Annotated in this window: 10 protein-coding genes; 3 read left to right on the plus strand and 7 right to left on the minus strand. The window is 47.7% G+C overall.

The genetic code is table 11. The annotated features are described in order from the left end of the window. Positions 1 to 189: 189 nt before the first annotated feature. The 3 genes from citX to CLOSYM_RS11360 are packed head-to-tail and all read left to right on the plus strand — an operon-like array spanning position 190 to position 3,496. The gene (gene citX / locus CLOSYM_RS11350) at positions 190 to 744 is read left to right on the plus strand and encodes a citrate lyase holo-[acyl-carrier protein] synthase (RefSeq protein ID WP_242828672.1); all 555 of its coding nucleotides are present in this window, start codon (positions 190 to 192) and stop codon (positions 742 to 744) included. Next, positions 741 to 1,781 (plus strand): triphosphoribosyl-dephospho-CoA synthase, encoded by a 1,041-nt coding sequence (locus tag CLOSYM_RS11355; RefSeq protein WP_021642225.1) that lies wholly within the window; start codon positions 741 to 743, stop codon positions 1,779 to 1,781. The genes citX and CLOSYM_RS11355 overlap by 4 nt, the downstream gene beginning before the upstream one ends. Then, positions 1,757 to 3,496, plus strand: coding sequence for an Rqc2 family fibronectin-binding protein (locus CLOSYM_RS11360; protein ID WP_003507237.1), 1,740 nt, complete (start codon positions 1,757 to 1,759; stop codon positions 3,494 to 3,496). Before CLOSYM_RS11355 ends, CLOSYM_RS11360 begins: the two co-directional genes overlap by 25 nt. A gap of 329 nt (positions 3,497 to 3,825) precedes the next feature. Here the strand turns inward: CLOSYM_RS11360 and CLOSYM_RS11365 are convergent, their stop codons facing one another. From CLOSYM_RS11365 to rsgA, 7 genes are all read right to left on the minus strand, one after another. Then, complete coding sequence (locus CLOSYM_RS11365; protein WP_003504193.1) at positions 3,826 to 5,028, minus strand: cofactor-independent phosphoglycerate mutase; 1,203 nt, start codon at positions 5,026 to 5,028, stop codon at positions 3,826 to 3,828. Between the two features lie 175 nt (positions 5,029 to 5,203). Next, the gene (locus CLOSYM_RS11370; RefSeq protein ID WP_044902374.1) at positions 5,204 to 6,337 is read right to left on the minus strand and encodes an SLC13 family permease; all 1,134 of its coding nucleotides are present in this window, start codon (positions 6,335 to 6,337) and stop codon (positions 5,204 to 5,206) included. Between the two features lie 164 nt (positions 6,338 to 6,501). After that, positions 6,502 to 7,779: a serine--tRNA ligase gene (gene serS, locus CLOSYM_RS11375; RefSeq protein ID WP_003504197.1), complete on the minus strand. Its 1,278-nt coding sequence runs from the start codon at positions 7,777 to 7,779 to the stop codon at positions 6,502 to 6,504. 900 nt (positions 7,780 to 8,679) lie between these two features. Beyond that, a complete protein-coding gene (locus CLOSYM_RS11380; RefSeq protein WP_003507244.1) occupies positions 8,680 to 9,576 on the minus strand; it encodes a pyridoxamine kinase in 897 nt (298 codons plus the stop codon). A gap of 53 nt (positions 9,577 to 9,629) precedes the next feature. Beyond that, a complete protein-coding gene (locus tag CLOSYM_RS11385) occupies positions 9,630 to 10,280 on the minus strand; it encodes a thiamine diphosphokinase (RefSeq protein ID WP_003504200.1) in 651 nt (216 codons plus the stop codon). A 64-nt stretch (positions 10,281 to 10,344) separates the two neighbouring features. Then, entirely contained in the window at positions 10,345 to 11,013 is a 669-nt protein-coding gene (rpe, locus tag CLOSYM_RS11390) for a ribulose-phosphate 3-epimerase (protein ID WP_021642229.1), read from the minus strand. A 2-nt stretch (positions 11,014 to 11,015) separates the two neighbouring features. Beyond that, positions 11,016 to 11,894: a ribosome small subunit-dependent GTPase A gene (rsgA, locus tag CLOSYM_RS11395; protein WP_021642230.1), complete on the minus strand. Its 879-nt coding sequence runs from the start codon at positions 11,892 to 11,894 to the stop codon at positions 11,016 to 11,018. Positions 11,895 to 11,897: the final 3 nt, after the last annotated feature.

Below are 11,897 nucleotides of genomic sequence, written 5' to 3' on the forward strand. Positions count from 1 at the left end.
CCCTCACCACCCCGGACATGGTCCGTTCCGGACGTGTCCTCCCAACCTCAGTTAAATCATTAAAATATTTGTTGTTATAACCGTACTTTTTCTTTATAATAGAATATCAGAAGCTGTCCCCCTACAAAAGTCCGTCAGTCAGGGCAGCTTCAGGTAAAAATAACTACAGTGATTTGGGAGGATGTTAAAATGGATTTGGCAGGGAATAATGAGGTAATGCTTGAAGAAATGCTGGACGCCAGGGAACGCCGCGTCTTTCTGCAAAACTCCCTGATTCAGACATATAACAAACCGATTATCAGTTTTACATTAAATATTCCGGGACCGGTAAAGGTATTTGACAAGATACCTGAAACATTTGAGGAGGGGGTCCGAAAAATCAGACAGGCGCTCTGTGACTCGGCTATCACGGTTTATCATGAAAGCGAGGTCCGTGAAAAGACCGGATATGAAGCTTTTTTTGCCGCCGATGCTTCCCCTCTTGTCCTGAAATGCCTGATGTCGGAGCTGGAGGACGAGACTTCGGTCGGCCGCCTTTATGATATTGATATTATCAGGCAGGATGGATGCAAGGTTTCAAGGGAGGAAACCGGCAGGCCGTGCCGAACCTGCCTCATCTGCGGACGCCCAGCACATGAATGCAGCCGGAGCCGCCGCCACAGCGTGGAAGAACTGGTCATGCATATTGAAAAACTTCTGGGAAATACCAGTAAAGTTCCGGATAATGACAGGATGAAAAAATGAATGTTAAAGAAGTAATGACAAGACAAATGATCACAGACCGATTTCTGGCTCTTTTGGAAAAAGCTGCGTCCCTCTCTCTCACCGACGAGGTGGCCGCCACCCCAAAGCCAGGGCTTGTGGACCGAAAAGACAGCGGAGCCCACAGCGATATGGATTACCTGACTTTTGAGGACAGTATCCGGGCAATTCTGCCCTTTATAAAGGAGATGGCCGGCATAGGCGCCTCCTGGGGGGATAAGATGTCCGAAGAGTCACCGGATAAGGCTGCCGGATGCCTTTTTAAAGCAATCCGTCCGTCCGGAGTCAAAGCGGAAAAAGCCATGTTCGCTGCGACAGGAGGCGTTAATACCCATAAAGGCATTATTTTTTCCATGGGACTTGCAGCAGCTTCGGCAGGCTTTCTGTTTTGCTCTTTACTGTCTGACGACGCATCCGAGCTTTCCGGTAAAAAACGCTGCCCGGTGAGCGCCGATGATATTTTATTCTACTGCGGGAAAATGTGCCGCGCTTCCATGGAACGTGATTTTTCCGAAATAGAACCGGGCAATCCAAAATCCCATGGGGAATATCTCTATCTGAAATATGGGATCCGTGGTATCCGCGGGGAAGCCGCTGACAGTTTCCCTGCCGTACGGCATTTCGGGCTTCCGGCTCTCAGGGAGTTTCTGAGCCGCCCGGAGAATGGAACAAACTGCGGCGGCGGGCTGCAGAACCGCCTTTCCTTGCATATACTTTTGAATCTGATGGCGAATGTGGACGATACGAATGTCCTGTTCAGGACCGACTATGCTTCCCTTGAGTATGTAAAGCAGTGCGCCTCCTCCGTATTATTGCTGGGCGGCGCTGAAACACCGGAGGGAATCAATGAGCTGGTACGGCTGAATGAAGATTTTATCAAACGCAATATAAGCCCGGGAGGCTGTGCAGACCTGCTGTCCATGACGCTGTTTCTCTGGCGCCTGGAGCTTATTATGAAAAATATGGAAACTAGCTTAGAAAGGAACAACCAATTATGGCCTTTGACGGAATTGTTATAGCCGGTCTGGTAAAAGAATTTAACGACAAACTGACCGGAGGAAAAATATCAAAAATTGCTCAGACCGAAAAAGATGAGCTTCTTTTTACGGTAAAGAATAACAGGGAGAGTTACCGGCTTCTTATGTCGGTAAATGCCAGTCTTCCTCTTATCTATCTGACTCAGACGAATAAACAAAGCCCTATGACTGCGCCGAACTTCTGCATGCTTTTGAGAAAGCATATCGGAAACGGAAAAATCGTATCGGTCAGCCAGCCGGGACTGGAACGAATCATACGTTTTGAAATAGAACATCTCGATGAACTCGGCGATCTCTGCCGTAAATATCTGATTGTGGAGCTGATGGGAAAACACAGCAATATTATTTTCTGCACACCGGATGACAAGATTATCGACAGTATCAAACATATTTCGGCCCAGATCAGCTCTGTCCGTGAGGTGCTTCCCGGAAGGGACTATTTTATCCCTCAGGCAGCCGGGAAAAAAGATCCGCTCTCCTCTGATGAGGCTGTTTTTAAAGAAACTCTCTCCGCTTCACAGGCGCCCTCGGGAAAAGCGATTTATACCAGCTTTACGGGCCTCAGCCCTGTAATGGCCGAGGAGTTCTGCCATCTAGCCTCAATTGATGCCGATGTGCCGGCGGCGTCTCTCTCCGATCTGGAACTGACCCACTTGAGCCGGACTCTTGTGCTTGCGATGGAGCAGGTACGGGACGGCCTTTTTTCACCGAATATTCTTTACAAAGAGGAGGAACCGGTGGAATTTTCCGCTCTTCCCCTTACTTCCTGGCCCCCGGAATATAAGGCAGTTACCTATGAATCCATCAGCAGCACGCTGGAGCTTTATTATTCCTCAAAAAATATTATTACACGTATCCGGCAGAAGTCTGCCGATCTCCGCAGAATCGTCCAGACCGCTCTGGAAAGAAGCTATAAAAAATATGATTTACAGCTCAAGCAGCTTAAGGATACGGAAAAAAGAGATAAATACAAGGTTTACGGAGAACTGTTAAACACTTATGGATACGAGCTGAGCGGCGGGGAAAAGGAACTGGAATGCATCAATTATTATACAAATGAACCGATTAAAATCCCGCTTGATCCACAGCTTACGGCCCGTGAAAATTCGCAGAAATTTTTTGATAAATATAATAAGCTGAAACGGACCTATGAGGCGCTTTCAAAGTTTGTGGAGGAAACAAAGCAGGAAATCGAACATCTGGAATCAATCAGCACTTCACTGGATATTGCGCTGAAGGAGGAAGATCTGGCACAGATTAAGCAGGAGCTGACGGAATACGGTTTTATAAAAAAGCATGGGCCTTCCGGTAAAAAGGTCAAAATCACCAGCCGGCCTTTCCATTATATCTCATCCGACGGTTTTCATATTTATGTCGGAAAGAATAATTATCAGAATGAAGAGCTGACATTTAAAGTCGCTTCCGGTAATGACTGGTGGTTTCACGCAAAAGGAATCCCAGGCTCTCACGTAATTGTGAAGTCGGAAGGACGTGAACTGCCAGACAGGGTTTTCGAGGAGGCCGGTTCTCTGGCAGCCTATTACTCAAAAGGCCGCAGCAATGAAAAAGTGGAAATTGATTATATTCAGAAAAAATCCGTTAAGAAGGTGGCGGGTTCCGCACCTGGATTCGTAATCTACCATACAAATTATTCATTGATGGCAGTTCCAAAATTAACGCTTGAAGAAGTTCAGTAAAGTATCAGTTCAGACAGAGCTGCACATTTGATATTCTGACCGTACGCAAAGATAATGGCCTTAGTAAATGAAATAAACAGGCACCGGCGCGATTTCGGCATTGACTGCAGCGGCCTGCTGAAGCGTGTGCATAATATCGTTTTATATACAGGGGAGGCAGGAATTTTCATTCCTGCCTCCCCTGTATAATTGATGGCGGTGACTTGTGCACGGAGCGTGCAGTTATCGTTGAAGGCGGTGACCTGTGCGCGAAATGTACAGGTTATTGTCGATGCCGGTAAACTGTTCGTGCCGCGTGCAGGTTATCTTCCTTGCTGTATATCACCGGCTCAGTCCTGAAGCAGCCGGTCGATCATTTTATATCCGTCTTTTATCAGTATTCCGGATTTCTTTCCGTTTGCCTCACTGTACAGCAGCCCCTGTCCCGCATTCTTTCTGCTGTCATAGAGCAGATATGGAACCGGATCGGAGACATGGGTACGGCAGCTGATTGGCGTCGGATGATCCGGCATAATTAACAGCCGGTAATCTTCGCCGGAACGATCCATCTCCCCGGCCACAATGCGGATCAATCTCTGGTCCAGATATTCGATCGCTTTTACTTTTCTCTCCACACTGCCCTGGTGTCCCATCTCATCCGGAGCTTCCACATGAATATAGACAAAATCAGCGCCCTCCTCCAACAGAGCTTTCACGCCGGCCTCCGCTTTGCCTTCATAGTTGGTATTCAGTCCTCCGTTAGCGCCAGGAACCTCGATATTTCTCATGCCGGCGCCTACGGCGATTCCCTTGAGCAGATCCACAGCGGAGATCATGGCTCCCTTCTTCCCTGTCTTGTCATAAAATGAAGATAAAGCCGGTCTTGTTCCTGCGCCCCAGAACCAGAGTGAATTTGCCTTATTTTTTCCCTGTGCCGCTCTCTTTTCATTTAATGGATGATGATTCAGAATGTCAAAGCTCTTTTTCATCATTTCTTTTAGCATTTCATCTTCGGGAAGGTGTTTTCCAATCTTCTGTGTCAGCACATCATGCGGCGGTGTCAACTCTACGACTTTCCCGTTATCCCAGATTAGTAAATGACGGTAGCTGGTGCCGACATAAAAATGATATATCTCGTTTTCAAAGACTTCTTTGACTGCATCGAGCAGAACGGCCGCGTCTTCCGTGGAAATCTCATCGGAACTGTGATCAAGAATCGTCCTCTCCTCATAGGGGACATCCTCCTCCGAGAGTGTTACAATGTTGCAGCGCAGCGCTATGTCGGTTGCTTTCATATCGACGCCGATGCTGAGAGCTTCGAGAGGGGAACGCCCCGTATAATATTTTTTCGGATTATAGCCCAGAACTGCGAGATTGGCCGTATCACTGCCAGGTTTCATTCCATCCGGAATTGTGGCTGCAAGTCCTACCTCAGAGAGCGGAGCCAGGCGATCCATTGCCGGAGTATCCGCATATTCGATAGGTGTTTTTCCTCCCAGTTCCTCAATTGGCTCATCTGCCATACCGTCGCCAAGCACGATTATGTATTTCATTCCGTCATCCTCCAAATTTTTATTGATTGCCTGTTACTTATTTCTGCCTTATATTCTACACTTTCTTTCTATAAAATGCAACCGTCCGTGTGTGGCGTACAAACAGCAGTTACACCGCAGGTTACTGTCCACACGGCAGTATCCCGCGAGGTGTTTCTGTGCATCGCGAAGCGTGTTAAGTTAAAAACAGAGCAAGTCCCGTCAAAGGAATCAAAAAAACAAGATTCCAGAATGTAAACTCCAGAAGATACCTCCCTTTTTTGCCAGGATAGCTTCTTGCAAAAAATTTGTAGGATATCAGGCTGGCAAGGGATGCGATCAGAGTTCCCAGTCCTCCTAGATTCACGGCCGCCAGAAGTGTCTTATACCGGTCCGTAAAACCTGAAAGCAGAATAGCGGCCGGCACATTGCTGATAATCTGGCTGGCAGCAATACCGGTAACCAGCTCCCGGCCCTGAATTAATTCCATCAGCCGGATGTTAACCGCATCAATCCGTTTCATATTACCGACAAAGATAAAAAAGCAGACAAAGGTTAAAAGAAGAACATAGTCAAGCTCCTTTAAAACCTTCCTGTCTTTTGCCAGCATCCACAAAATCACCGCCGCCAGAACGCTCTGCCAGGCCAGAAAATGCAGAACCACCAGAATATTTAAGAAAAAAAGTCCGAGATATACGGCCAGGCGGCGGATAAACACACCCGCATCCTCCGGCCTTTTTCCCATTCGCACCCTCACTGATAGCGGCTCATTCTTACCAACGGCTAAAAAAGTCCCCAGCAGAAGCATGGAAAAAAACGTATAAGGCAATACCGTCTCCATGAATGCTTTCATAGACAGTCCTGATACAGAGTAGAGATACAGATTCTGTGGATTTCCGATCGGAGTGCCCATGCTTCCCAGATTGGCGGCAATTGTTTCTAAAACAACGAGTTTCAGCAGCTGCTCTTCCTTTCCCACCATCTGGTAAACAAGAATGGTAAATGGCACAAAAGTAATCAGAGCCACGTCGTTTGTAATTAGCATGCTGCAGAAAAAGCAGAGACTTACCAGTATAAAGGAGAGTTTTTTAGTCCCGTGGGTGCCGGACAGCAGCCTATGCCCCAGCATGGTAAAGACACCGATTTCCTGCATGCAGGCTACCAGCGCCATCAGACAGAATAACAAAGCAAGGGTTCTGTAATCAATGTATCCCAGATACTCTCTTCCCGGCTTTACGGCCAGGCAGGACAGCGCCGCAAGAGCTGCCGCAGCGCAGAATACGGTCTCATTTTTAATAAATTGTTTCACTGATATTGTATGTTTATTCATAAGAGTCTTCTCACACGGAAAGAGAAGATATCACCGCATCGTAATATCTTCTCTCTTATTTCTGTTATTAACTTTATTGACATGATACCACGCAGTGCGGAGCAATCCGGTATCAACGGGGTCAAAAGACCTTTTGCCCCCAACATCATTGACATTGATATTAATTAACGGATCTCTGTCATTCCGCCCATATATGGACGAAGCGGCTCAGGGATTCTGACGGAACCGTCTGCCTGAAGATTATTCTCCAGAAAAGCAATCAGCATACGGGGAGGCGCTACCACAGTATTATTTAACGTGTGGGCAAAATATTTGCCGTCCTGGCCGTTTACACGGATCTTCAGTCTTCTGGCCTGGGCGTCGCCAAGATTGGAGCAGCTTCCCACCTCAAAATATTTCTGCTGTCTCGGAGACCATGCCTCCACATCAACTGATTTCACCTTCAGATCTGCCAAATCGCCGGAACAGCATTCAAGCGTTCTTACCGGAACATCTAAAGAACGGAATAAGTCCACAGTATTCTGCCAGAGCTTGTCGAACCACATCTTGCTGTCTTCCGGTTTGCATACAACTATCATCTCCTGCTTTTCGAACTGATGAATTCTGTATACCCCTCTCTCTTCTATGCCGTGAGCGCCTTTTTCCTTCCGGAAACATGGTGAATAGCTGGTAAGAGTCTTTGGAAGCTCCTCCTCCTGTATCACGGTATCAATAAATTTACCAATCATGGAATGCTCGCTTGTACCAATCAGATAGAGATCCTCTCCCTCAATCTTATACATCATGGCATCCATCTCGGCAAAACTCATAACGCCTGTCACTACATTGCTGCGGATCATGAAAGGAGGTACACAGTAAGTGAATCCCCGGTTAATCATGAAATCTCTTGCATAGGAAATCACCGCCGAATGGAGCCTGGCGATATCTCCCATCAAATAATAGAAGCCGTTTCCGGCAACTTTTCTGGCGCTGTCCAGATCAATTCCGTTAAATCGCTCCATGATCTCTGTATGATAAGGGATTTCAAAGTCCGGAATTACGGGTTCGCCGTATTTCTGAACCTCAACATTCTCGCTGTCGTCTTTTCCAATTGGAACACTCGGATCGATGATATTGGGAATCGTCATCATAATTTTTAAGATCTTATCTCCCAGCTCCTTCTCCTGCTCCTCAAGCGCAGCCAGACGCGCAGACTGCTCGGCAACCTGCTTCTTCATCTCCTCCGCCTCGTCCTTTTTCCCCTGACCCATCAGGGCGCCGATCTGTTTTGCAATTTTATTCTTATTGGCGCGCAGATCATCGGCCTCTTTCTTAGCGGCTCTGTTCTTAGCATCCAGCTCGATCACTTCATCTACAAGGCCAAGCTTGCTGTCCTGAAATTTATTCTTTATATTCTGCTTTACGATTTCAGGGTTTTCTCTGACAAACTTTAAATCTAACATCTCTTCCTCCTGTTGTTTCAAGCAATCTCCATCTATTTCCGGGAAGCATTATATTATTTTTTTCCCTGACTGCCATATCTTTGTCGATTATACTACAGTTTTTTCCTAATGAAAAGCCCTATTATTTAGTTGAGAATGGGGGACGCGTCCGGAAGGGACAAGGTCCGGTGTGGTGAAGTTGTGTGTCTGAGTCTTCAGTCCCCGGGGGAGATTGTCGTGAGAGGGGGAATCCAGCCGGAATGAATTCTTACGGGGACCGTTCGCACTCTTTGGAGTTCGCAGCGGTGCTAAGTTCGTAAAAGACCTCACTAAGCACCGGCGGACTCCCATGTCCCCTCCAGAATTGATTCCGCCTCCTTCCCCCAGCCAGGTTGATCGACGGGGACTGAAGACTCAGGCGCAGTTTTTGTCGCTCACACCGGCTCTTGTCCCTTCCGCCGCTGATTGTCTCCACCGTCAAGCGGGGATGCCCCCTGTTGCTGCCACCACTTCTACTGGCAGCATCCTTACTCATTGACAGGCTAAAAAAATAAACGCAGACAGATACATGTCGTGGCAACGACAAGGTTTTCCCCACACTTAGAGCGTGAGACAATCAGCCGCCGCAGTCCAGCGGACGGGCGACACACTTGGCGGAGTCTTTCGTCCCGGCGAAAACTGAGCCGTTGGGGCGGAGGGGAAGATAAAATCTGCGGATGCCTTTGAAATCCATCGGTGCTTGACGAGGTATTTTCGAGTCTAGCAGCCGCTATGCATTTCAGGGAGCGAGAGCGTGCTCCGCAGATTTTATCTTCCCCGCAGCCCCAACCCACAACAACCTTCCCCCCGGGACGAAAGACTCATATACACATCTCACCACCCCGTCCGCTGGCCGTCCCGGCAGCGTCCTCACCTGCCTGATTAAAGTTTCATCAGATAAGGAAGACACTCCTCCAGGCACAGCCCTTCAATTTCCGGAACTCCCAGCTCCTCCGAACGTTCAACGCACTTTCTTGTGAAAGCAGCCGCCCTGCGGACCGACTCTTCCAGTGCAACGCCCTTTACGGCGCTGGCGCCGATGACTGCGGCAAAGACATCTCCCGTTCCATGATGGTTCCCCTCTGCGTGGTGCGCTGTCTGAAAAACAGGTTCTTTTCCTCTTTCATGGATGACATTGATGACCAGACTTCCCTTGACAACTCCGGTCAGGACCACGGCCCCAGCCCCCATTAACAGGAGTTTATAAGTCAAATCAGAGAGCTTTCTCTTACTCCATCCCTTTTCCTGATAAGGCGTGTCGGTCAGAATACATGCCTCCGTCAGATTCGGAGTGATGATATCGGCATACTGAATCAGTTCGCGCATACCCTCACAGAGCTGTCTGTCACAGACACTGTAAGTAGTTCCGTTATCCCCCAGCGTGGGATCGACAAGCAGCATGGTGGTATGTTCTTTCTTAAAATGCCGGATAAAGTCTGTGACAATCTCTACCTGACGAACTGAACCGAGAAATCCGGTCATGATCCCGTCAAAAGAAAATTCCAGCCTCTTCCACTCTTCAATGTAAGGCACCATACGATCCGTATAATCGTCAAAAAAGCAGGATGGATATCCTGCGTGGTTCGACAGCACTGCCGTAATAAGAGGACAGCACTGTACCTTTAATGCGCTGATCACAGGAATAGCCGCTGTCAATGCACAGCGGCCATAACCTGCAATATCATTAATCACAGCAATCTTTTTGGGCTGTAGAGCCGCTGCTGCTCCATCTTTATTGTTCCTCATTTTCAAATCTTCCATGCGTTTTTCATTCTCCATTACTTTTTCCGTCTCCGTGCTTGTACATCAGACCGACGCCGGTTAGTTTACGGTCAGTCATGCGCCTCCACACAGATAAGGACCCCCTTTTCTACTTCCATGATACCTTCCTCACCATTCAGCTCATTGCTGATGCAGAGGGAAGTTCCAAGGACGATTCTGCGCCGGTTTAAGGGATACTTAAAGCCCTTTAACGTCAGCCCTTCCACCACCTCTGTCAGAGGCATGAAAGAAATATACCTGCCATATATCTCGGATTTCCTGAACACTTTTCCGCTTCCCAGCAGATACAGCCTGTTCTGGGCATCATAGATACTGACATCCATTCCCTGCTTGTAAAACTGATAGAGCAGCTGGATATTGCTTATGGCATGATCCATCCTGCCCCCGAGCGCTCCCAGTAAATCCACACTGTTATAGCCGCATTTGGCAGCGGTTAAAAGAGCCAGTTCCGTGTCCGTCTCATCTTTTTCCGGTTTGTGGATCTCAAAAGCCACGGACGGATTATCCTTATATTCTCTTAAAACCAGAGGATCCACCGAGTCCAAATCGCCTACCACTTCATCCGGAACAATGTGCAGATGACTCAGTATCTCCAGGCCGGCGTCAACCGCGACAATCCAGTCGTATCTCCGGTTTTGCAAAAAATCTTTAACAAAGGAAATATCAATAGAACCTCCCGTAACAACCAAACACTTTTTCATACGCTATTCACTTCTCTTTATGATTATTTGTTTTATTCCTGTAACAGCTCAGGCATCTGGCCTGTTACTGAACTGCTGCATATTCTTCAAAAATATCCAGGAAAGTCTTCACATTCTCAGTCGGATTTCCTTTAAACACAGCGGAACCCGCTACAATCACATCGGCTCCGGCTTCAATTACATCCCTTACATTGGCAGGTGAAATTCCTCCGTCCACCTGGATACGGGTGGCAAGTCCCTTTTCATTGCACAAATTCCGAAGTTCCCTGATCTTGCCGAGTGTATAGGGAATAAACTTCTGTCCGCCAAATCCGGGATTGACGGACATGATGAGAACCATATCCACCTGTTCAAGAATACAGGACAGTGTCGACACGGGTGTTGCCGGATTTAAGGCTACACCTGTCATGAGTCCGGCCTCTTTAATCTGGTTAATTGTCCTGTCAAGATGGGTACATGCCTCCTGATGCACACAAATCAGATCGGCGCCTGCCTTTTTCATATCGTCTACATACCGTCCCGGCTCCTCCACCATCATATGGACATCAAAGGTTTTATTGGTACAGCTTCTCAGACTCTCAATCAAAGGCATGCCGAATGAAATACTGGGGACAAAAGTTCCGTCCATTATATCCAGATGGATATAGGGCGCTCCGGCTCTGTCCACCTCCTGTACCTGCTCGCCGAGCCGTTTAAAATCTGCTCCCAGAATGGAAGGCGCTAAAATAATCATAATCAGTATCTCCTCTTGTCTTTTAATTCCTGGTATAAAAGAAGGTAATTATCATAGCGGCTCCTGCTGATTTTACCATCCGCAACTGCCGTCTTGACTCCGCATACCTTCTCACCCACGTGGATACAGCCTAAAAACCGGCATTCCTCCTCGTATTCAGAAAATTCCGGAAAATAGTCCTTTAATTCATTTGGCTCCAAATCCTCGATATACATGGAACTGAAGCCGGGCGTATCCATCATATAGGTTCCGTTCTCCACAAAGAAAAGCTCCGAATGTCTCGTAGTATGCTTTCCTCTTTTAATCTTTTCACTGACAACACCGGTTTCCATCCTGGCCTCCGGCTGCAGAAAGTTGGTGATTGACGACTTGCCGACACCGGAAGGGCCTGCCAGAACCGTGGTTTTTCCGGCAATCAGCTCATGCAGCTTTTCAAGGCCGGCGGCTTCATAGGTGCTGATAAAATGGAGTGTATAACCGGCCGGTCCGTAAATGGCCCTCAGTTCTTCGATCTCTTTTCCGCCGGATAAATCGATTTTATTAAAACAGATAATAACCGGTATCTCCTGCCTCTCCATCATGACCAGAAAGCGGTCAAGAAGATTCAGGTTCGGCAGCGGTTCCGTGACGGCAAACACCACGACAGCCTGATCCACATTGGAAACCGCAGGCCGGGTCAGCTTGTTTTTCCGCGGCAGGATTGCGTCGATATTTCCGGTTCCCTCTTTTTCGTCCAGAACCATAAACTCCACGTCATCTCCCACCAGCGGTTTAATATTCCTGTTTCTGAAAACACCCTTTGCCTTACATTCATAGATTTTACTGCGGCCGTCATGGACATAATAAAATCCGGCAATGCCTTTGATAATCTTACCTTTCATCGG

This window comes from [Clostridium] symbiosum ATCC 14940 (assembly GCF_000466485.1).
GTDB lineage: Bacteria > Bacillota > Clostridia > Lachnospirales > Lachnospiraceae > Otoolea > Otoolea symbiosa.